This is a genomic window from Ruegeria sp. CK3 (assembly GCF_056536565.1).
Window position 1 is genome coordinate 286,069 of the sequence record NZ_JBQFPV010000004.1, and the last position, 20,032, is coordinate 306,100.

At 60.4% G+C, this 20,032-nt stretch carries 19 protein-coding genes; 11 read left to right on the top strand and 8 right to left on the bottom strand.

Annotation, left to right across the window (positions count from 1 at the left end):
- The first annotated feature begins 6 nt into the window (after positions 1-6).
- From ACR0C3_RS07275 to rarD, 3 genes are all read left to right on the top strand, one after another.
- Positions 7-990 carry a GlxA family transcriptional regulator gene (locus ACR0C3_RS07275; protein WP_480757898.1) on the top strand — a complete coding sequence of 328 codons (984 nt, stop codon included), beginning with the start codon at positions 7-9 and terminating at the stop codon, positions 988-990.
- A gap of 89 nt (positions 991-1,079) precedes the next feature.
- Positions 1,080-3,533: a GcvT family protein gene (locus ACR0C3_RS07280; RefSeq protein ID WP_480757899.1), complete on the top strand. Its 2,454-nt coding sequence runs from the start codon at positions 1,080-1,082 to the stop codon at positions 3,531-3,533.
- A 253-nt stretch (positions 3,534-3,786) separates the two neighbouring features.
- Positions 3,787-4,692: an EamA family transporter RarD gene (rarD, locus tag ACR0C3_RS07285; protein WP_480757900.1), complete on the top strand. Its 906-nt coding sequence runs from the start codon at positions 3,787-3,789 to the stop codon at positions 4,690-4,692.
- On the opposite strand, the gene ACR0C3_RS07290 is transcribed toward rarD, so the two are convergent.
- Positions 4,683-5,393, bottom strand: coding sequence for an SGNH/GDSL hydrolase family protein (locus tag ACR0C3_RS07290; protein ID WP_480757901.1), 711 nt, complete (start codon positions 5,391-5,393; stop codon positions 4,683-4,685). The two genes, rarD and ACR0C3_RS07290, sit on opposite strands and share 10 nt — an antisense overlap.
- Positions 5,394-5,395: 2 nt before the next feature.
- Positions 5,396-5,806 (bottom strand): nuclear transport factor 2 family protein, encoded by a 411-nt coding sequence (locus ACR0C3_RS07295; RefSeq protein ID WP_480757902.1) that lies wholly within the window; start codon positions 5,804-5,806, stop codon positions 5,396-5,398.
- Positions 5,807-5,900: 94 nt separating this feature from the next.
- On the opposite strand from ACR0C3_RS07295, the gene ACR0C3_RS07300 reads away from it, so the two are divergent.
- Positions 5,901-6,548 (top strand): RluA family pseudouridine synthase, encoded by a 648-nt coding sequence (locus tag ACR0C3_RS07300; RefSeq protein ID WP_480757903.1) that lies wholly within the window; start codon positions 5,901-5,903, stop codon positions 6,546-6,548.
- Positions 6,549-6,550: 2 nt separating this feature from the next.
- Here the strand turns inward: ACR0C3_RS07300 and ACR0C3_RS07305 are convergent, their stop codons facing one another.
- Positions 6,551-6,742: a hypothetical protein gene (locus ACR0C3_RS07305; RefSeq protein ID WP_480757904.1), complete on the bottom strand. Its 192-nt coding sequence runs from the start codon at positions 6,740-6,742 to the stop codon at positions 6,551-6,553.
- A 109-nt stretch (positions 6,743-6,851) separates the two neighbouring features.
- Here ACR0C3_RS07305 and ACR0C3_RS07310 point away from each other — a divergent pair, with 109 nt between their 5' ends.
- The 4 genes from ACR0C3_RS07310 to ACR0C3_RS07325 all read left to right on the top strand — a co-directional run bounded on the left by ACR0C3_RS07310 (position 6,852) and on the right by ACR0C3_RS07325 (position 9,820).
- A complete protein-coding gene (locus tag ACR0C3_RS07310) occupies positions 6,852-7,544 on the top strand; it encodes a helix-turn-helix transcriptional regulator (RefSeq protein ID WP_170375494.1) in 693 nt (230 codons plus the stop codon).
- A gap of 126 nt (positions 7,545-7,670) precedes the next feature.
- Complete coding sequence (locus tag ACR0C3_RS07315) at positions 7,671-8,342, top strand: YiaD family glycine zipper/OmpA-like lipoprotein (RefSeq protein ID WP_170375492.1); 672 nt, start codon at positions 7,671-7,673, stop codon at positions 8,340-8,342.
- A 126-nt stretch (positions 8,343-8,468) separates the two neighbouring features.
- The gene (locus ACR0C3_RS07320) at positions 8,469-9,014 is read left to right on the top strand and encodes an NADPH-dependent FMN reductase (RefSeq protein WP_170552461.1); all 546 of its coding nucleotides are present in this window, start codon (positions 8,469-8,471) and stop codon (positions 9,012-9,014) included.
- Positions 9,015-9,025: 11 nt separating this feature from the next.
- A complete protein-coding gene (locus ACR0C3_RS07325) occupies positions 9,026-9,820 on the top strand; it encodes an HTD2 family dehydratase (RefSeq protein ID WP_480757905.1) in 795 nt (264 codons plus the stop codon).
- Here the strand turns inward: ACR0C3_RS07325 and ACR0C3_RS07330 are convergent.
- The gene (locus ACR0C3_RS07330; protein ID WP_480757906.1) at positions 9,812-10,846 is read right to left on the bottom strand and encodes an NAD(P)/FAD-dependent oxidoreductase; all 1,035 of its coding nucleotides are present in this window, start codon (positions 10,844-10,846) and stop codon (positions 9,812-9,814) included. The two genes, ACR0C3_RS07325 and ACR0C3_RS07330, sit on opposite strands and share 9 nt — an antisense overlap.
- Positions 10,847-10,901: 55 nt before the next feature.
- Here ACR0C3_RS07330 and mnmC2 point away from each other — a divergent pair, with 55 nt between their 5' ends.
- Together mnmC2 and ACR0C3_RS07340 are read left to right on the top strand one after the other, a co-directional pair.
- A complete protein-coding gene (gene mnmC2 / locus ACR0C3_RS07335) occupies positions 10,902-11,567 on the top strand; it encodes a tRNA (5-methylaminomethyl-2-thiouridine)(34)-methyltransferase MnmC2 (RefSeq protein WP_480757907.1) in 666 nt (221 codons plus the stop codon).
- Positions 11,564-12,433: a DMT family transporter gene (locus ACR0C3_RS07340; RefSeq protein ID WP_480757908.1), complete on the top strand. Its 870-nt coding sequence runs from the start codon at positions 11,564-11,566 to the stop codon at positions 12,431-12,433. Before mnmC2 ends, ACR0C3_RS07340 begins: the two co-directional genes overlap by 4 nt.
- Here ACR0C3_RS07340 and ACR0C3_RS07345 read toward each other — a convergent pair.
- Positions 12,407-14,380, bottom strand: a complete 1,974-nt coding sequence (locus tag ACR0C3_RS07345) for a lytic transglycosylase domain-containing protein (RefSeq protein WP_480757943.1) — start codon at positions 14,378-14,380, stop codon at positions 12,407-12,409. The two genes, ACR0C3_RS07340 and ACR0C3_RS07345, sit on opposite strands and share 27 nt — an antisense overlap.
- 134 nt (positions 14,381-14,514) lie before the next feature.
- Here ACR0C3_RS07345 and dapA point away from each other — a divergent pair, with 134 nt between their 5' ends.
- The gene (gene dapA / locus ACR0C3_RS07350; protein ID WP_480757909.1) at positions 14,515-15,387 is read left to right on the top strand and encodes a 4-hydroxy-tetrahydrodipicolinate synthase; all 873 of its coding nucleotides are present in this window, start codon (positions 14,515-14,517) and stop codon (positions 15,385-15,387) included.
- Between the two features lie 71 nt (positions 15,388-15,458).
- Here the strand turns inward: dapA and ACR0C3_RS07355 are convergent, their stop codons facing one another.
- From ACR0C3_RS07355 to ACR0C3_RS07365, 3 genes are all read right to left on the bottom strand, one after another.
- Positions 15,459-16,346: a dimethyl sulfoxide reductase anchor subunit family protein gene (locus ACR0C3_RS07355; protein WP_480757910.1), complete on the bottom strand. Its 888-nt coding sequence runs from the start codon at positions 16,344-16,346 to the stop codon at positions 15,459-15,461.
- Complete coding sequence (locus ACR0C3_RS07360; RefSeq protein WP_480757911.1) at positions 16,346-17,095, bottom strand: 4Fe-4S dicluster domain-containing protein; 750 nt, start codon at positions 17,093-17,095, stop codon at positions 16,346-16,348. The genes ACR0C3_RS07355 and ACR0C3_RS07360 overlap by 1 nt, the downstream gene beginning before the upstream one ends.
- Before the next feature lie 103 nt (positions 17,096-17,198).
- Positions 17,199-20,018, bottom strand: a complete 2,820-nt coding sequence (locus tag ACR0C3_RS07365) for a molybdopterin oxidoreductase family protein (RefSeq protein ID WP_480757912.1) — start codon at positions 20,016-20,018, stop codon at positions 17,199-17,201.
- Positions 20,019-20,032 lie beyond the last annotated feature (14 nt).

The window sequence follows — 20,032 nt, forward strand, 5'->3', positions numbered from 1 at the left end:
AACGGTATGTCCGAGACACTATCGCCAGCCCCCACCACGCGTCCGACCAGCCCCGTGCATTTCGACATTCTGGTGGCGCCGGGCTTTGTGCTGCTGGAACTCGCGTCGCTGGTAGATGTTCTACGGATTTCCAATCGGGTGTCTGCAACGCCGCCGTTCACCTATACCTACCGGTCCCTGCGTGGCGGTCCAATCGCCAGCAGCAGCGACGCAACGGTTCAGACCGAAACCATCCCGAACCAACCCGATGCCACCTATCTGTTTGTGATTGGCAACTCGGATCCGGATCACCCTGACTTGTCTTTGGGCCGGGTGGTGTCGAACTATACCTATCGCGGCGCACAGGTGTTTTTGCTGGCCGAAGCGGCAAGCCGGTATATCGACGAACAGGGCACCGCTGATCTGGCAACCCATTGGGAAAACGCCTCATTCCTGCGGGAACGCGGCGCGCGATTCGAGGCGAAACTGTCCATCGCGACCGAGCGCGGCGCAGTCGTCACCTGTGCAGGTATGGGGGCCACCACCGATATCGCACTGGTCGTGATCGGGCGGCATATCTCGGGGCCCACGCAATTGACCGTGGCGGACGTCATGCTGCATGAAAACATCCGCGATTTTTCGTCGATGCAGCCGTTCTCGGGCGCGAAAAACACAGCGACTGGGGACAAGAAACTGGATCATTGCATCAAGCTTATGCAGGCCAACATCGAAGACCCTTTGCCGATCCAGGATCTCGTGGACAGCCTTAATATCTCGAATCGATCGCTCGAGCGGAAGTTCAAAGCGTTCTTCGGGACCACACCCAACGGGTTCTATCGAGAAATGCGGTTGGCCAAAGCGAACAATCTTTTGCTGAACACCACCATGAGCGTGCGCGAAATAGGTTTGGCCTGCGGTTTCCCGAACGGGTTCTCATCAGTTTACCGGAGTTTTTTCGGTGTGACGCCCTTTGTGATGCGCCAACAAAAGAGACAAGCCGCGCAGAGATGATTTTTGCGGATGCGATGACGTTTTTGATGGATTCCGCGCCGATTTTTCATGCCATTCAGGGACAAACCTGAACGAACGGAGTCTTCACTATGGTTGATCTTCCCAGCAAGGCCCGCGTGGTCATCATCGGCGGCGGCGTGATCGGATGCTCGGTTGCCTATCACCTGACCAAGAAGGGCTGGAAAGATGTTGTGCTGCTTGAACGAAAGCAACTGACCAGCGGTACCACCTGGCATGCGGCCGGTCTGATCGCCCAGCTACGCGCGACGGCGAACATGACCAAGCTGGCGAAGTACAGTCAGGAGCTCTACGGCTCGCTCGAGGAAGAAACCGGCGTTGCGACAGGTTTCAAACGCTGTGGCTCAATCACCGTCGCGCTGACCGATGAGCGCAAGGAAGAGATCTACCGCCAGGCCGCCATGGCCCGCGCCTTTGGCGTTGAGGTCGAAGAGATCTCGAACGAGCGCGTAGCCGAGCTGTATCCCCATCTCAACATCGAAGACGTCAAAGGGGCTGTGTATCTGCCGTTGGACGGGCAGGGTGACCCGGCGAATATCGCGCTGGCGCTGGCCAAGGGCGCGCGCCAGCGCGGTGGCATCGTGAAAGAGCGCGTGAAGGTCACCGATGTTGTCAAGCAAGGGCGCAAGGTCACCGGTGTTGACTGGGTTGCCGACGACGGCAGCGCCTCAGGCCATATCGAATGCGATATGGTGGTGAACTGCGCCGGGATGTGGGGCCACGAAGTGGGTCGCATGGCGGGCGTGAACGTTCCGCTGCATGCCTGCGAGCATTTCTACATCGTGACCGAGGGCATCGATGGCCTGACTCAGCTGCCGGTGCTGCGTGTCCCGGATGAATGCGCCTACTACAAGGAAGACGCGGGCAAAATCCTGCTGGGTGCGTTTGAACCGAACGCCAAGCCTTGGGGCATGAATGGTATCTCCGACAGCTTTGAGTTCGATCAACTGCCCGAGGATTTCGACCATTTTGAACCGATCCTCGAAGCGGCGGTGAACCGTATGCCGATGCTGGCCGAAGCCGGGATTCACACCTTCTTCAACGGACCTGAATCTTTCACTCCTGATGATGCCTATCACTTGGGTCTTGCGCCCGAGATGGACAATGTCTGGGTCGCGGCGGGCTTTAACTCCATTGGTATCCAGTCGGCCGGTGGCGCGGGCATGGCGCTGGCCGAATGGATGGACAGCGGTGAGAAGCCGTTTGATCTGGGCGATGTCGACATCAGCCGGATGCAGCCGTTCCAAGGCAACAAGCAGTACCTGTTCGAACGCTCGAAAGAGACTCTGGGCCTGCTCTACGCTGATCACTTCCCTTACCGTCAGAAAGCCACCGCGCGCGGCGTGCGGCGAACCCCGTTCCACCATCACCTGCTGGAGCAAGGCGCAGTCATGGGGGAATTGGCCGGTTGGGAACGCGCCAACTGGTTCGCCAATGACGGGCAGGAACGCGAATACCAATATAGCTGGAAGCGTCAGAACTGGTTCGAAAACTCTGCTGCAGAACACCGCGCCGTGCGCGAGAATGTTGGCATGTATGACATGTCCTCCTTCGGGAAAATCCGCGTCGAAGGCCCCGACGCCGAGGCATTCATGAACTATATCGGCGGTGGCGACTACTCGGTGCCGAATGGCAAGATTGTCTACACCCAGTTCCTGAACCGCACCGGCGGGATCGAGGCCGACGTAACCGTGACCCGCCTGACCGAGACCGCCTATTTAGTCGTCACGCCAGCCGCGACCCGTCTGGCAGATCAATCATGGATGCAGCGCCACGCGGGAAAATTCAACGTGGTCATCACGGATGTGACCGCCGGCGAAGGCGTTCTGGCCATCATGGGACCGAACGCGCGCGCTTTGCTCGAAAAGGTCTCGCCCAACGATTTCTCGAACGCGGCCAACCCATTTGGTACCGCGCAAGAGATCGAGCTTGGCATGGGCCTCGCCCGCGCGCACCGTGTCACCTATGTAGGAGAGCTGGGGTGGGAGATCTATGTCTCGTCGGACATGGCGGGTCATGCCTTCGAGACGCTGCACGCAGCCGGGCAGGATATGGGTCTGAAGCTGTGCGGCATGCACATGATGGACAGCTGCCGCATCGAAAAGGGCTTCCGCCATTTTGGGCATGACATCACCTGTGAAGACCACGTGGTTGATGCAGGGCTGGGCTTTGCCGTCAAGGTCGACAAGGGCTGCGACTTCATCGGTCGCGAAGCCGTGATTGCGAGGAAAGAGAGCGGCCCCAAAAACCGCCTCGTGCAATTCAAGCTGACGGATGCAGAGCCGCTGTTGTTCCACAACGAACCTATCGTGCGCGATGGTGAATATGTCGGCTACCTGAGTTCCGGCAACTACGGCCACACTCTGGGTGGTGCTATCGGTCTGGGCTATGTGCCGTGTGAAGGCGAAAAAGTTGCGGATGTGCTGGGGTCGAGCTACGAGATTGACGTTTGCGGTGTCAAAGTGAATGCCGAGGCGTCTTTGAAGCCCATGTATGATCCCAAGTCCGAGCGCGTGAAAGTTTAACCCGCAGAGCAGGGGGGCTCTGCCCCCGCCGCGGCAAGCCGCGACTCCCCCGGGATATTTAGGGCCAGATGAAGCAGGGGATCCGGTCTTCATCTGGCTAAAAATATCCCGGAGCGCGAGGCAGAGCCTCGCAAAATAGCGCGGTTTCAAAGTCGACCCATCACAATTCGTTATGTGCGACTTCACCGTTTTCAGAGTTTTCAACCCTTCCGGAACTGCCGTAAATGGGTCCGATACTTGTCGGAGATTTCCCGTGGCGACTGCCTCCTCAACTTCACAAAATGCGGACACCCCAAAAGGGTTTGTGTTGGCGGTTTCTGCCTATGTCATGTGGGGTTTCCTGCCGCTTTACATGAAAGCCCTCAGCCATATTGGCCCGGTTGAGGTTGTGGCGCATCGTGTCATCTGGTCGGTGCCGGTGGCAGGGCTTCTTCTGGTCATTCTGGGGCGGACCCGAGACCTTAGGGCGGCGTTGGGCAATCCCAAGATGTTGGGAATGGCGGCTTTGACGGCGGCGCTGATCTCGGTGAACTGGGCGATTTATGTCTGGGCGATCTCAACCGGTCATGCGCTGGATGCGGCGCTAGGGTATTATATCAACCCTTTGTTCAGTATCGCCTTGGGCGCAGTGTTGCTGCGAGAACCTCTGACGCGCATGCAGCTGGTTGCTGTCGGGCTGGCAGCTTTGGGTGTTCTGGTTCTGGTGGTCGAGGCTGGTCGCCTTCCCTGGGCAGCGCTGGGTTTGATGGTGAGTTGGGGTTTCTATGCATTCTTTAAAAGGTCTCTGCCGATTGGCCCCAATCAGGGGTTTCTGCTTGAGGTTTTGATCCTTTTGATCCCCGCGATCGCCTATGTGACGTGGCTGGGTTTTCAGGGGACTGGGCATTTTGGGGTGTTGGCGTCGGATACGTTCCTATTGTCCTGCGCTGGTGTCGTGACCGCGGTGCCTTTGCTGGTCTATGCCAATGGGGCCAAACTCGTCAGGCTGTCGACGATGGGCATCCTGCAATACATCGCGCCCACCATGATCTTCATCACCGCCGTCGCCGTGTTCGGAGAACAGATCGACCGGGCCCGCATGATTGCCTTCCCTCTGATCTGGGCGGCGCTTGTGGTGTATTCGATCCCGATGATCCGACAGGCGAGGGCTCAAGCCTGAAGCAGAAGACGCGCGGCGTTTTCGGCCCAAATCGCATAGGTTTTGGGGCTGGGGTGATATCCATCCGGCGCAGCCAGAGCCGGATCATCCGGTAAAGCCAGAGACAAGTGTCGAAGTTGAGGATGGGCGGCAACGACCTGTTGCAGACCACGATCCAGGCGCGCGGATTGTCGACCCAATACCCAAGCCAATGGATGGGGTAGGGACGGAAATCGATTCATCTGTGGCACTGCTGTCACCACAACGCGTCGCGCACCGAAGCGTTGGGTCAGCATCCTGGCCAACTGGTTTTGCCGTTCAACGAAACGTTTGTAGGTTACGCCTCGGGTCACGTCGTTCACGCCGAGCGCGGTGACTACCGCATCGAATGTGCCATCAATCGCTTGCAACCTCTCAAGCGTGTCTCGGGTCGTGTTTCCGGTTGTTGCCTCAAGCCGCCATTCGACCGAGTGATGCCGCGCCAAGTGTTTGACCAAATGGCCTGACAGCGCCTGTTCTTGCGTGCCCGCGCCTACGCCGGCGGCAGAACTGTCGCCCGCAATCAACAGGCGCAGGCGAGGCCCACGGCCCGTTCGCCCTTCGCGCGGCCCGATTGGTTCCGGCAGCAACTGGGCTTTGCGGCGCACAGCCCAGCCCTGCGCCGCCAGAACTGGCAGCAGGGGCACACGCAGAATCTGATCGGCGGCAAGCGGATTTGACATGATCAGCTTAGGGCGGATTTGAATTCCAGAAACCGCGGGTCGGTCATCACACGGGCCATCATCGCCTCACGCAGGGCACCAATGGTCTTGTGAGGGCGCATGACGACCTCGAATTGCTGGATCAAACCGTCGTCGTTTAGTGTGATCAGGTCCACGCCAACGGCATCCAGCTCACCGACCTTGCATTGAAACTCGAGCGCCCAGTCATTGCCGCTACCCATGATCCGTCGGTAGCGAAAGTCGGAAAATACCTTGCCCACATGGCCCAACACCGCCGCAACCGGCGCGCGGCCGGTCCATGTACTGTAGTATGTGGGCGGCATGAAGCGGACGTCCTCGGCCAAAAGCTCATGGATGAGGGCTTCGTCCCCTTTGGCGACAACCTCTTGCATGCGTTCGATTGTTGGATGCATGTCCTCTCCCCTTTTGCCTCAACGGTTCACGATACGCGCCCCGCACGCAAGGACGACGTTGCGGGAAGTGGCGCTGTGGGATAGGCACGCGGGCATGAGCGAGACCTACGATCCCCCCCAGACACCGCTGGATGTGCTGCATGAAGATGCGCAACTGATTGTGGTGAACAAGCCCTCGGGCTTGTTGTCGGTGCCGGGGCGCGGTGCGCATTTGGCGGATTGTCTGCTAACCCGCGTACAGGCGGTTTTTCCGCAGGCCCTGCTGGTGCATCGGTTGGACCGGGACACCTCGGGCGTGATGGCCTTTGCGCAGACGCCCCACGCGCAACGCAATCTGAGCATGCAGTTCGAGCAGCGCCAGACCCGCAAAACCTACATAGCCCGCGTTTGGGGGCGGCTGGAGGCCAAGACGGGCACGGTTGATCTGCCGCTGATCGTCGACTGGCCGAACCGACCGCGTCAGATGGTGTGTCATGATACAGGCAAGCAAGCCGTCACGGATTGGCGTGTTGTCAAATACGAAAGTGATACGACGCGCGTGCGTCTGTTTCCGAAAACCGGCCGCTCGCATCAGTTGCGCGTTCACATGCTGGCCTTGGGCCACCCGATTCTGGGTGACCCGTTTTACGCCGAAGGCGCAGCGCGCGATTTCCCACGCCTCATGCTGCATTCCGAGGAATTGCGCCTGAAAAGCCCCGAAGGGGGCGTTGCGATGAAGTTTCGTGCCAAGGCGGATTTCTAGGTTCAGGCCACGTTGGTCCACAACAGTTTCAGGTTCCCGAGAGAAAACCTACGCGATCTTTTGCGGCGCGCGGGTTGTGCGAGGTGTCGATCTGCGGCTAGTTCACGCTCGATCTCATAGGCGCGAAGGGTGTGATCCTGCGACCAGCGTTCAAGTTTCAGCTGCATCAGAACATGGTTGTCCAGATTGGGCATATCGGGCCTCCGATTTTTTGAAATCTGACCCAATCTCGCGCACCACTCCTGACACCCCCTTGTCAGGGGGATGTGCTAGGCTGTCAGCAGTTTGACAGGAGACCCCGACATGAGCCGCTCGACCCGGTTGTTCGAAATCATCCAGATGCTCAGGGCCGCAGATGCGCCCGTGACGGCCGATCAACTGGCCGAAAAGCTCGAGGTGTCCACGCGCACGGTCTACCGCGATATTGCCGAGCTACAGGCGCAGCGCACACCGATCGAGGGCGAGGCAGGCGTGGGCTATCTGATGCGGCGCGGCTATGATCTGCCGCCACTGAATTTCGACGCCGAAGAGGTTGAGGCGCTGTGGGTCGGGCTGTCGATGCTGGCGCGCACCGGGGACAGTCATCTGCAACGGGCAGCGCGGCGCATCTGTGACAAGATCGACGCGCTCCATTGTCCTGCCGATTGGCTGCAGGTCTCGACCTGGGGTGCGCCGGTTGATGATCCCGCGAAAGGATGCATCCCTGTGGCCAGTTACCGCGAAGCGATACGGGCCGAGCAGAAACTGCGCATCACCTATGTCAACGGTGCGGGCGAACGCTCGGAACGGGTCATTCGGCCCGTGGCTCTGATCTACCACATCGAATGCACGATGCTGGCCGGGTGGTGCGAGCTGCGGGGCGGGTTCCGGCATTTCCGGACGGACCGTATCTGGGCCTGTGAAGACACGGGCCAGAGTTTCCGAGGCCAAGGCAGTTCGCTCCGGGATTTGTGGAACGAGCAGGAGGGCAAAGATCCGGCCGCGCAGACCGTCTGAACCGGTATGGGCGGGGATTCGCCGACTTCACCGCTTTGTTGCTTGAGCCCGCGCAACGCTGCCGTGATATACTGATCTGCAACAAGGCAAACCCGATCAACGGGTGCCCGAGCAGAAGGTGATACTATGACGATTTCCAAGTTTTTTCTGGCAACCGGGCTATGCTCGGCCATGACTCTGGCGGCCTGTACCGATCCGGGCACGTTGAATCTGCCCTCCGATCCGAATCAGAATGCCAAGCAGGGCGCGGTTTTGGGTGGTTTGGTTGGTGCTGGTGTCGGCGCAATCGCGAATAATTCGAACCCTCTTTTGGGCGCGGTGGCAGGCGGTGCGATCGGCGCGGCTGGCGGAGGCCTGATCGGCAACCAACTTGATAAACAGGCCGCAGAATTGCGTCAGCAGCTGGCCAATGATGGGATCACCATTGTCAACGCGGGCGACCGGTTGATTGTGACCGTTCCCAATGACATCACCTTCGACACTGACAGTGCGACGGTCCGCCCGGCATTGCGCGCCGATCTGGTGCGAGTTGGTCAGAACCTCGTGAACTATCCGAACTCGAACGTGCAGATCATCGGTCACACCGACAGTGATGGCGAGGCCTCCTATAACCAAGGCCTGTCCGAGCGTCGCGCCAATGCGGTTGCTGACGTCCTTCAGGCGAACGGTGTGAACTACAGCCGGATCGTCACCATCGGACGTGGTGAAAACAACCCGGTTGCCTCGAACCTGACGCCGGAAGGCAAATCGCAGAACCGGCGGGTCGAGATCGTCATCGTACCCAGCGCAAACTCGTAATTCTATGTGCATTGCGGGCGGTCTTAGGGCTGCCCTTTTGCGCGCACGATCTGTGCAAGAAATGGGGTTTGGATCGGGCGCGTCTCGGTCTACCTATTGGGAAACACTGAAACGGAGTTTCCCGCAATGTCCCAACCGACCCTTCTTGGCCTGTCCGGTTCCCTGCGTCAGTCAGCAACAAACCGTAAACTACTGCGAGAGGCGGCACGCCTTTTTGATCCTGCCAGCTTTGTCGAAGCGGATTTGAACCTGCCCCTCTATGATGGGGATCTGGAAGAGGGTGAGGGCATCCCAGCCGCCGTGCAAACGCTGGCTGACCAGATCGCGCAAGCGGATGCGGTGATTATATCCACACCGGAATACAACAAGGGGCCGTCGGGCGTGCTGAAGAATGCTCTGGACTGGGTCAGCCGCACGTCGGGCAAACCTTGGGCCGACAAGCCGGTTGCGGTGATGTCCGCCGCGGCGGGTCGGGCCGGAGGGGAGCGCGCCCAGATGGTCCTTCGCGCCTATTTGGTGCCGTTCCAACCGCGCATTCTGCAAGGCCCCGAGGTCCATCTGGCCGACAGCTCCAACGCGTTTGACGACGGGGGACGGCTGACAAGTGAGCGCTACGAAAAGACCATACATGCGTTGATGCAAAAACTGCGGGCTGAGGTCGGGCGTCTTTAGGCGGATACGGTATGCATGAGGATCGGCAAAGCGATGTGATGGACCCGGCCCGGGCGGCGGCCTTGCAGGTTGGGCTGGGGTTGGAGCCTACGATCTCTGACGGTTCTGCGTTGCCACCGTTCTTTCATCAGCTTTATTTCTGGTCCCCGCGCAGGCCATCTGATCTGGGGCGTGACGGGCACCCTCGGGTCGGGATTGATCTAATCCCGGACATGGGACTGCCGCGTCGGATGTGGGCCGGGGGGCGGTTGCATTTCCATACGCCACTGCGGGCAGGTGCAGAGGCCGAGCGGCATTCCGTTCTGGAGAAACAGAGCCGCAAAACCGGGCGCACTGGGCCATTGGGGTTTGTAACGCTCAAGCATGAGATCTGGCAGGATGGGGCGCTCGGCGTCACAGAATGGCAGGATCTTGTCTATCGAGAAGATCCCGGTCTGGATGAGGTAAAGCCAACGCCGCCCGTGGCGCGACGCGACGAAACGGACCGCCGCGAGGTGCGCTTCGACAGCACCCTATTGTTCCGGTACTCTGCGCTTACTTTCAACGGCCACCGGATTCACTACGATTTGGACTATGCGCGCGATGTCGAAGGGTATGGCGGGCTGGTCGTACACGGGCCGCTATTGGCGCAGTTGTTAATGCTGTTTGCGGAGGAAGTGATCGGCCCGCTGACGTACTTTTCCTTCAGGGCAACCGCGCCGCTTTTGCATTTCGAGACGGCCACACTCTGCCGCAATGGACAAGACCTGTGGGTTCGAGGCCCCGACGGGCGACAGTGCATGCAGGCAGAAGCGCGGTCAGAGTGACGCTGCGGGCAGAAAGTCCTCAGGGATTTCATCGCGACTGTCCAGCATCAGGTCCGCCATCACCTCGGCCACTTTCGGAGCCATGCCAAAGCCGATCTTGAAGCCACCATTGGCGATGAACTGACCGTCGCGGAGCGGGTGTGCACCCAGCATCGGAGCGCGGCTTTTGCTGCGAGGGCGGACACCGGCCCATCGCTCGATCACCTCGGCTCCGTGCAGCACGGGAACGGCGCGGGTGGCTCGGTCGATTACATCCTCAAGCGCGTCGTCGGTGCTGTTTGGATCATCATAGTCCCGCTCCGAGGTCGAGCCGATCGCAAGCGTGCCGTCTGCATGCGGCACGATATGGATCGCATCTGCAAAAAGCTGCGGCACCGCGCCCGCATCAAAGCGCAGCAATGCCGCCTGTCCCTTGACGCCATTGCCGACGGTTTTCCCGAAGCTTTGGCTGAGCTCCTGCAATCCGGCGACACCTGTTGCATGCAGAACATGGCCCTTGTCCGGGGCCTCACCAACCACCTCAACCCCCATGACCGAGAGCGCCGCAACCAGCGCGGCACAGGCCCGGCGCGGGTGCATCCGCGCGGTCAGGGTGTCGTGGATGACATAGCCGGTCGGGCTGGGTGGGCACCATTGGCCTGCCTCCGACGTGGCCAGCACCCGCCACTCGGCCAGGCCCTGCCAGAGCTCTTGCGCGGTGGCATGCCGTTGGTGCGCCAGTTGCAGGGTGCGCTCATCCATGATGGGTTGCAGACGTCCCAGACGCCCATACCCGGCTGAGACCCCTCCGGTCGCTTCGACCTGCGCCCAAAAGGGTTCGGCCATGATCAGGCTATCGAACTGAAAGGCTTTCTTGGCATTCCAGTTCTCGGGCACATGCGGGGCCAGAGCGCCCACCAACCCACCGCTGGAGCCTGCACCGGGGCCAAAGGGATCGACGACTTGCACCTTTGCGCCGCGCCGGGCGCAGGTCCAGGCGATGGACAGGCCAAAAATGCCAGCGCCGCGTACCGTCACATCGACCATTGCCAAACCCCTCTTCCTTGTTCAGTGTCGCGCCGCTTAGCTACAGGATTCCCCGATGGCAGACCAGCACGCCGAATTGACATGGAGAGAGGACAGGATTCCGGTTTCGGACCAGTTCAATGACCCCTACTTCTCGTTGCAGAACGGGTTGGAGGAGACGCGGCATGTCTTTCTGTCGGGCAACGACCTGCCCGCACGCTTTGCGCCGGGGTTTCATATTGCCGAACTGGGCTTCGGCACCGGCCTGAACTTGCTGACCGCCTGGTCCGCGTGGGAGGCCGCAGGCCAGACCACCCCACTGCGGTTCACCAGTTTTGAGGCCTTCCCAATGGCCCCCGAGGATATGGCGCGCGCCTTGGCCGCATTCCCCGAGGTGCAACCTTGGGCAGACCGCTTCCTGTCGCAATGGCACGGCGGGTCCTGTCAGTTCGACACGCTGCACCTTGAGGTGATCGAAGGCGACGCGCGTCAGACGCTGCCGGGTTGGACCGGCAAGGCCGATGCGTGGTTTCTGGACGGCTTCTCACCCGCCAAAAACCCCGAACTCTGGGGCGCGGATTTGATGCAGCAGGTATCCGATCACACGGCACCGGGCGGCACCGCGGCCACCTACACCGCGGCAGGCTTTGTCCGCCGCGGGTTGGAGGAGGCCGGTTTTTCGGTCACTCGCGCACCCGGCTACGGTCGCAAACGGCATATGACACGGGCGGTGAAAGCGTGACGCAGCAGAACAATATCTCGGCCGGGATCGCGCTGATGATCGCCTCAACAGTGGTTTTTGCCTTGCAGGACGGGATATCGCGCCATCTGGCCGGAACCTATAACACTTATATGGTGGTGATGGTCCGCTACTGGTTCTTCGCCGCTTTTGTCATCGCACTGGCGGCCCGCGCTCCGGGTGGGTTGAAGGCTGCGGCGCGTACCGACCAGCCGAAACTCCAGATCTTTCGCGGCGTTTTGCTGGTGACTGAGATTTGCGTCGCCGTTTTCGGCTTCACCAAGCTAGGTCTGATCAACAGCATGGCGGTCTTCATCTGCTACCCTCTTCTGGTCGCGGCTCTCAGTGGCCCGGTTCTGGGAGAAAGCGTGGGCTGGCGGCGTTGGACTGCAATCGGGGTCGGCTGCGTCGGCGTGTTGATCATCCTTCAACCGGGGGTCGGTGTGTTTAACCCCTGGGCGATCATTCCGTTGATCTCGGCCTTTCTGTTTGCGGTCTATTCACTGCTCACCCGCTATGCCGCGCGCCGAGACAGCGCCGCCACCAGTTTTTTCTGGACCGGCGTCAGCGGTGCCGTTGCCATGACGCTAGTCGGCATGTGGTTCTGGGAACCGATGGCAAAGGCGGACTGGGCCTGGATGGCAACGCTCTGTGTCAGCGGGGCCTTTGGTCATTGGTTGCTGATCAAATGCTATGAGGCGGCCGAGGCCAGTGCGGTGCAGCCCTTTGCCTACCTCCATCTGGTATGGGTCGCGATCCTTGGTATCGCGATCTTCAACGAGGTCCTCCGCCCCGAGGTCGTCATCGGCGCAGGGCTGGTTGTTGCTGCGGGGCTGTTCACCCTATGGCGCGAACGCCGCAAGGGTTGATCCGGCCAGTTCCTGCGAGAAGGGCACGGGCAGGGCTGGTTTCCCCAGACGCGCGCGGTAGACCGGAAGGCTTTCGGTCACGCGCATCACATAGTTGCGCGTTTCGCTGAAAGGGATGGTCTCGATCCAGTCGACCACATCCACTTCACCGGCGCGGGGGTCGCCATAGCGCTCCATCCATGAGATCGGTCGCCGTGGTCCGGCATTATACCCGGCGGACATCATGACCACATTGCCGTTGAAATCCGCCGCAAGGCTGGACAGGTAGTTAGCCCCCAGCTTGGCATTGTATTCCCAGTCCGTGGTCAGCCGACCAGTCTGATGCCCACTTAGAATCCCAAGCTCCTGCGCGACCAGTTTGGCCGTCGCTGGCATCACCTGCATCAAGCCACGCGCGCCTGCGCCGCTGATCACAACGGGATCAAATTCGCTTTCACGCCGAGCGATGGCCAAGGTCATCTCTTTGGCCATTGGCAAGCCGATATCTGCGACCGGATGCACAGGGTAGTAGGCGGCGGGTAGAACCGTTCCCGTGGTCGCGGCGCGTTTGGCGATCATCACGGCCAGATGCGGCTCTTTCAACTCGATGACCAGATCGCCCAGCTGATTGGCTTGCGCTGTATCGAGGCTTTCGACCAGGTGGGTCAGAAACCGTTCGGAGAGATTGTCCTCCCCTGCCTTTAGCAGCAGCAGACCGGCCTCCAAAACGCTGGAGTTCGCAAATTCGGCTTGCCGCCAATGCGCGGCGCGCGGCGGGTTGGCGAGGGTGCTGTCGAAAGGTCGCCCGATCTGCTCGGCTGCCAGAATGCCGTAGAAAGACGTTTGATAATCTGCACCCATTGCGTAAGCGTCATAGGCTTTCTCGGCATCCCCTTGTGCCGCGTAAGCGCGACCCAGCCAATAGCCGGCGCGGCCTCGTGATATCGGAGACTTCACCGCGCCTTCGAAGTTTTGGAAATGCCGAACCGCCGTCGCGGGGTCGTTCAACTTGCGCAAAGCCAGAAACCCGGCCAGCCATTCCAGATCGGCGTATCCATAACCCATTTCGGGCGTCATGTAGTGATTGGCGGCAACCTCATAGGCACGGGCCGCACTGCCTTGCCGCATCTCAAGCCGGGCCAGTCGGCGTCGCCCTTCGGCCCATTTTTCCGGCTCACCCAAGGCGTCTGGGCCGGTCGATCGCGCCAGCATCAAATCAATAGCGCTGTCGTCCAACTCTTTCTTGTCGCGCCAGACAAACCGATCAAACGCCAGGCCCGGAGACCCTGCCAGAGCCTTGGGTACGGCAGAAATCTTGCCATCCACGCCCGGTTCGCGTTTTTGCAGGGCAATGCGGGCTTCCGCCAACTTGCGCTGATCCGCGCTGACCAGTGGCAGCATACGCCCGGCGCTGACCAGATGATTGTCCCACAGCATCCGATCCAGTCGAGCAGTGTGGTGCGGTTTTAGCAACTTGCCGAAATTCTCAAGATAGTCCTTCTGCAAGCCCGACCCCATGGGCATGGTGCGCCAGGCTGTGACGATATCGGCCTCGGCATCCCCAATCCGACCTTTGGCTTTTAGGGCAACAGCATAGTTCAGCGCGCCTTCGGCCGTTTGCGGCGGCTGATCGGCGTAGAAGTTCACCGCTCGATCCGGATCAGCCCCGGTAAAGGACGGCTCGCTCTTGCGGCGCAACCAGGCCAGTCCGGGCCAGTCGGGGCGGCGCTCAAGAAACACAAGCACATCGCCTGAGCTGCCAAAGCCCTCTCGCAGCCAATGCCACACGATAATGTCACGCGTAACCGAGCCGCGTGCGCCAGAAACCGCTAGCGCTTCGTTCCAGTCACCTTTGCGCATTTCGGCCAGCCCGGCGCGCAGATCACCGGCAGCATCGGCCTGCGCGGCGCTTGCCTGCATCCCAAAACACAGAATCACTGTTGCCAAAAAGGCCAGAACGCGTGTCATCCCTTGCATTTCCCAACCAACCGAGGATAGAGCCATTCAGGATAAACCTTGCGCCGCCAGTATCAACTCACAAAGCCAAAAACGTGAGCGAGGATGGCGCAAATACTGCAACCGCACTTCAAGGAGCGCGACCCATGTTCAAAGGCTCGATGCCAGCCCTCGTCACCCCGTTCAGCAACGGCGAGTTGGACCTGGATACGCTCAAACACTTGGTAGAGTGGCAAATAAAGGAAGGTTCGACCGGTCTGGTTCCCGTGGGCACCACCGGCGAAAGCCCGACGCTGAGCCATGAGGAACACGAAACCGTTGTGGCCGAAGTGGTCAAAGCTGCCGCAGGTCGGGTGCCGATAATTGCGGGCGCAGGTTCGAACAACACGGTCGAGGCAGTTCGATTCGTCCAGTTTGCCAAGAATGTCGGGGCCGATGCGGCACTGGTGGTCACACCATATTACAACAAGCCGACCCAAAAAGGCCTGTTGGCCCATTTCCGCGCCCTGCACGATTGCGCCGAGATTCCGATCGTCATCTACAACATCCCGGGCCGTTCGGTCATCGACATGACCCCCGCGACCATGGGTGAACTGGCAAAGCTGCCACGGATTGTCGGTGTCAAAGACGCGACGGGCGATCTGGCGCGCGTCAGCCAGCAGCGAGCAAGCTGTGGCACCGACTTCTGTCAGCTGTCGGGCGAAGACGCCACCGCGTTGGGCTTCAACGCGCATGGCGGGGTAGGCTGTATCTCGGTCACGGCCAACGTGGCTCCGAAACTTTGCGCCGAGTTCCAACAGGCCACGCTGGCGGGCGACTACGCCAAGGCTCTGGACTATCAGGACCGCCTGATGCCTCTGCACGAAGCCATCTTCATCGAGCCCGGCCTGGTAGGCGCGAAATACGCGCTGAGCAAACTAGGCCTGTGCAGCACCGAAGTTCGCTCGCCTCTGACTGAACTGGAAGACAGCACCAAGGCTGCGATTGAAGCCGCGATGGCGCATGCAGGTCTGATCTAAGTTAGACGTTCTTATGAAAAGGGCGGCCTCGAATATCGAGCGCCGCCCTTTTTTGTTTGTTGCAAAGGTTCTCACCGCTTGCCGTAGTAGAGCCCAACCACATGCTCCGCCTGCGCGAAGAACAGCCAGCGTGACGCGGCAACCCCAGCCAAGTGCGAAACCACTGCCAGCAGCGCAAGCAGGTGTTTTAGCGCGAGCCCTTCTAACGGGATCGCGATGAACACGACGGGCAGCGCAAAGGCCAGCAGGAACGAGATGATCCGCAGCTTCTCGGCATGTTTACGGCCAACCACGTGGACGAACTCGCGTAGCAAGTAGTTGGTCCCGGTATGCGGAGGCTCAAACGCCCGCACAGACCCGCGCTGACCCAATCCTGTTGCTGTCCCAAGGTCAGTCCCCGAGTTGGCAAGCGCCTTGTCCCCCTGACGCCAGTACAGAATCTGCACCAGAGCAGCGATCAACAGCAAGGGTAGAGCGACCGAGGTCTGCCCGGCCATCAAGGCCCCACCGGCCAGGCTGAAGCTGAGGAACATGACCGGTGTCAGTTTCATGTTCCAACGGGGGATCGTCTTAAGTTGGGTGTAGATCATTGATGTGGTGAACACCGTGGCTAGCGAGAACAACGCGCCGAGCCAGCCCAAAAGGCTCCAGCGTTCACCTAGAAAGACCGAACCGATTGCGAACAGGCCCATCAGGACAAGTGCGATCACCGCGCACCAGCCCTCGCGGCTGAGCCAGCTTGAGCGCCATTGCGTGAACGCTTTCCACGCCCGCTCTGGGTGACCGAGGTGAAAGGTTGACGCCAGCAATCCGCCGACGGCCAGCCCGTAGGCAATCAGGAAGAAGACAAAGGCGACCCAGCCTGTAACGTCTGGCATGCCGAGGCCCAGGAAGAACAGCAGCCCAAATCCGAGGCCGGACAAGGTGGTGAAGATGATAACGGAAGGGGCCGGATGCATCAGAGCTTCTCCAGAGTTTTGTCAAGCCAGCCAAGGAACCCTTTGGTCTCTTCCGCGATGGGGGCGAGCAGTGGGGCCAGAATGTCGATCTGGTCCTCGATCTGATCCTTGGGTCTGGGCGGCAGGTATTTGTTGACGGGTTTGGTGCCCATTTCGGACATCAGGTCCATGCCGTCCCGTTCAGCGACCAGCTTGCTGACGTCGCTGTCTGGATCACTGAGGTCCCCGAAATGTCGAGCGCCGGCTGGGCAGGTGCGGACGCAGGAGGGAACACGATCCACTTCGGGCAGGTTTTCGTTGTAGATGCGATCAACGCAGAGGGTGCACTTCTTCATTACGCCCTCGGCCATGTCCATTTCCCGCGCGCCATAGGGGCAGGACCAGGCGCAGAGGCCGCAGCCGATGCAGTCGCTTTCGTTGACCAGCACGATCCCATCCTCGACGCGTTTGTAGCTGGCCCCTGTTGGGCAGACCGTGACGCAGGGAGCGTCTTCGCAATGCAGGCAGGATTTGGGGAAGTGAACCAGTTGGGCGGGGCCCTCGGTCGGTGTGACCTCGTAGGAGTGGACACGGTTAAGGAATGTGCCCGAGGGGTTGCCGCCATAGGCATCCTGATCAGACAAGGGTGCGCCGTAGTTTTCGGTGTTCCAGCCTTTGCAGGAAATCACGCAGGCGTGGCAGCCGACACAGGTGTCGAGGTCGATGACGAGGCCCATTTTGCGGTCTGTGGATTGGGGGAGCTGGGTCATATCAGGGAACCTCGGCTTTGGTGGGCGGGGCAGGGGGCCAGCCCCCTCTTGAGCCGTTGGCTCAATTCACCCCCGAGATATTTTTGGCCAGATGAAGATTGGATCATTTGCCTACCTTCCACGCGATATCCTTCGGGCCGGTGCCGACGGGGGAATTGATCGGGGCAAATTCGGGTTGGCTTTCGGCATCCGCTGGAGGGGCGGCTTTTTCGATCCTGACTTTCAGGTCGAACCACGCGGCCTGACCGGTGATCGGGTCAGAGTTGGCCCATCGCATACCGTCCCCCTTGGACGGCAGCAGTTCGTGTATCAGGTGGTTGAGCAGGAAGCCCTTGGTGGCCTCGGGTGCGTCTTCCTGTAGCGCCCAGGCACCTTTGCGTTTGCCGATGGCGTTCCAGGTCCAGACGGTGTTTTCATTCAACGCAGCCATTTCCATCACGGGTACGGTGATCTCGCCGTGGGGGGAGTTGACCTTGGCCCAATCGCCGTCTTGGAGCCCGTGTTCGCGCATCAGCTTGGTGGGGACGTAAAGCGGGTTGCGCCCGTGAAGTTGCCTCAGCCAGGCGTTTTGGGTGCCCCAGCTGTGGTACATCGCCATTGGGCGCTGAGTCAGGGCGTTGACGGTGAAGCCTTCGTTGCCCTGTTGGTCGGTCTCGTACCAAATGGGCAGAGGGTCCATGGCGTCTTTGATGCGTTGTCGCAGGTGGTCGGGGGGCTGGTTCGGTCCGTGTCCTTCGGCGGCCAGTTGGAACTTGCGCATCGGTTCTGAATATAGCTGGAACAGGTAGGGCTGCGGGCTGTCGTAGAGGCCCATTCCAACGGCCCAATCCTGATAGGCGGCGTTCCAAGGTTTGTAATAATCCGCGCCTTCCGGAATATGCGCGACGTAGAAGCCTCCGTTTTCGATATATCGGTTCAACTGGTCCGGATTGACCTCTCCGCGTCCTTCCTTGGTGCCATCTTCGCCTCTGAACCCGGCCAGTGGGCCGATGCCGGGTTTGCGCTGGTGATTGACGATATAGTCGGCATAGTCTTTCCACTTGGGTGTGCCGTCTTCGTTGGTGAAGCCCGGCAGGCTCATGCGGTTGGCGAGTTGGATCAGCACCGACTGGAACCCGCGCACGTCGCGATCGGGTTCGACCACCGGCCAGCGGATGGCATCAGCAGCGGCGTCGGCCTCGCAGATCGGGCGATCCAGCAGCGAGATACAGTCGTGACGCTCCAGATAGGTCGTATCTGGTAGGATCAGGTCGGCATAGGCGACCATTTCCGATGAATAGGCATCCGAGTAGATGATATGCGGAATGACGTATTTGCCGTCTTCGGTCTTGGCCGACAGCATCTCCATCACACCTTTGGTGTTCATGGAGGAGTTCCACGACATATTCGCCATATACATGAACAACGTGTCGATCTTGTAGGGATCGCCTGAGGCGGCGTTCGAGATCACCATGTGCATCAGCCCGTGGGCCGACATCGGGTTTTCCCATGTAAAGGCTTTGTCGATACGCTGAGCGGTGCCGTCCTCGTCTAGCAGGAGGTCTTCGGGGCCACGCGGGAAGCCAAGGTGAGGGCCTTCCAGTGGGCGGCCCGGGCGGCGGTCTCCGTGCGGTGTCGGGTGCGCCTCGACGGGTTTGGGGTAGGGCGGTTTGAAGCGAAAGCCGCCGGGAACCTCGACCGTACCCAGCAGGATCTGCAGCACATGCAGCGCGCGACAGGTCTGGAAGCCGTTAGCATGGGCCGAGATGCCGCGCATTGCGTGGAAACTGACCGGGCGACCTGTCATTTTCGAATGTTTCTCGCCGCGGAAATCGGTCCATTCCTGATCGAGCTCGATGGCCTCTTCAAAGGCGACGCGGGCGATTTCGGCGGCGATGGCGCGGGTTTTCTGTGCCGGAATACCACAGCGCTCGGCCACGTTCTCGGGGGCGTGATTGTCCGAGAGGTATTTCTCGGCCATCTGATGGAAGACCGGGCGGTGAGTTACGCCATCCTTGTCGTAGGTGGCGGACAGATCCGGGCGCACGCCGGGTTTGTCAAAGGCGGTCGGCTCACCGGTCACACGGTCGATAACCAGAGGCTTTCCGTCTGCATCGCGCAGGAACAGGCCCTTCTCCGGGCCGTCAGTAGCATTCACCAGAACCGGCGCGTTGGTGTAGCGGGCAAGGTAGTCGAGGTCGATCTTGCCAGCTTTCATCAGCACATGGATCAGTGACAGGATGAACAGCCCATCGGTGCCCGGCGTGATCCCGACCCAATCGTCAGCCACCGCGTTGTAGCCCGAGCGGATCGGGTTCACCCCGATCACCCGCGCACCGCGCGCCTTGATCTTGCCGATGCCCATCTTGATCGGGTTGCTGTCGTGGTCCTCGGCCACACCGAAAAGCATGAACAGCTTGGTGTGGTCCCAATCGGGCTGGCCGAACTCCCAAAACGCGCCGCCCATCGTGTAGATGCCGCCCGCTGCCATGTTGACCGAGCAGAACCCGCCATGGGCCGCATAGTTGGGTGTACCAAAATTCTGTGCCCAGAAGCTGGTGAAGCTCTGGCTCTGGTCGCGCCCAGTAAAGAAGGCCAGCTTGTGCGGTGCGGTCTCGTGCAACTCGTTCAGCCAACCGACGGCGGTGCTGATCGCCTCGTCCCATTCGATCTCGCGGAACTCACCTGAGCCGCGCGGGCCGACCCGCCGCAGAGGCTTGCGCAGGCGGGATGGCGCGTTGACCTGCATGATGCCGGCGCTGCCCTTGGCGCAAAGCACGCCTTTGTTGACCGGGTGGTCGCGGTTACCTTCGATATAGGCAACCTTGCCGTCCTTCATGTGAACATTGATGCCGCAGCGACAGGCACACATATAACAGGTGGTGCGCCGGATCTCGTCCGAGACTTTCGGGCTGGTGTCGATCTTCGGTTGCTGGATTGTCATCTGGCGTCCTTATG

Excerpts from the sequence above, each read along its gene's own strand:
- ACR0C3_RS07275 (WP_480757898.1), top strand. The coding sequence starts at position 7 with ATGTCCGAGACACTATCGCCAGCCCCCACCACGCGTCCGACCAGCCCC.
- ACR0C3_RS07280 (WP_480757899.1), top strand. The coding sequence starts at position 1,080 with ATGGTTGATCTTCCCAGCAAGGCCCGCGTGGTCATCATCGGCGGCGGC.
- ACR0C3_RS07290 (WP_480757901.1), bottom strand. The coding sequence starts at position 5,393 with ATGTCAAATCCGCTTGCCGCCGATCAGATTCTGCGTGTGCCCCTGCTG.
- ACR0C3_RS07295 (WP_480757902.1), bottom strand. The coding sequence starts at position 5,806 with ATGCATCCAACAATCGAACGCATGCAAGAGGTTGTCGCCAAAGGGGAC.
- ACR0C3_RS07300 (WP_480757903.1), top strand. The coding sequence starts at position 5,901 with ATGAGCGAGACCTACGATCCCCCCCAGACACCGCTGGATGTGCTGCAT.
- ACR0C3_RS07305 (WP_480757904.1), bottom strand. The coding sequence starts at position 6,742 with ATGCCCAATCTGGACAACCATGTTCTGATGCAGCTGAAACTTGAACGC.
- ACR0C3_RS07310 (WP_170375494.1), top strand. The coding sequence starts at position 6,852 with ATGAGCCGCTCGACCCGGTTGTTCGAAATCATCCAGATGCTCAGGGCC.
- ACR0C3_RS07315 (WP_170375492.1), top strand. The coding sequence starts at position 7,671 with ATGACGATTTCCAAGTTTTTTCTGGCAACCGGGCTATGCTCGGCCATG.
- ACR0C3_RS07320 (WP_170552461.1), top strand. The coding sequence starts at position 8,469 with ATGTCCCAACCGACCCTTCTTGGCCTGTCCGGTTCCCTGCGTCAGTCA.
- ACR0C3_RS07325 (WP_480757905.1), top strand. The coding sequence starts at position 9,026 with ATGCATGAGGATCGGCAAAGCGATGTGATGGACCCGGCCCGGGCGGCG.
- ACR0C3_RS07330 (WP_480757906.1), bottom strand. The coding sequence starts at position 10,846 with ATGGTCGATGTGACGGTACGCGGCGCTGGCATTTTTGGCCTGTCCATC.
- mnmC2 (WP_480757907.1), top strand. The coding sequence starts at position 10,902 with ATGGCAGACCAGCACGCCGAATTGACATGGAGAGAGGACAGGATTCCG.
- ACR0C3_RS07345 (WP_480757943.1), bottom strand. The coding sequence starts at position 14,380 with ATGACACGCGTTCTGGCCTTTTTGGCAACAGTGATTCTGTGTTTTGGG.
- dapA (WP_480757909.1), top strand. The coding sequence starts at position 14,515 with ATGTTCAAAGGCTCGATGCCAGCCCTCGTCACCCCGTTCAGCAACGGC.
- ACR0C3_RS07355 (WP_480757910.1), bottom strand. The coding sequence starts at position 16,346 with ATGCATCCGGCCCCTTCCGTTATCATCTTCACCACCTTGTCCGGCCTC.
- ACR0C3_RS07360 (WP_480757911.1), bottom strand. The coding sequence starts at position 17,095 with ATGACCCAGCTCCCCCAATCCACAGACCGCAAAATGGGCCTCGTCATC.
- ACR0C3_RS07365 (WP_480757912.1), bottom strand. The coding sequence starts at position 20,018 with ATGACAATCCAGCAACCGAAGATCGACACCAGCCCGAAAGTCTCGGAC.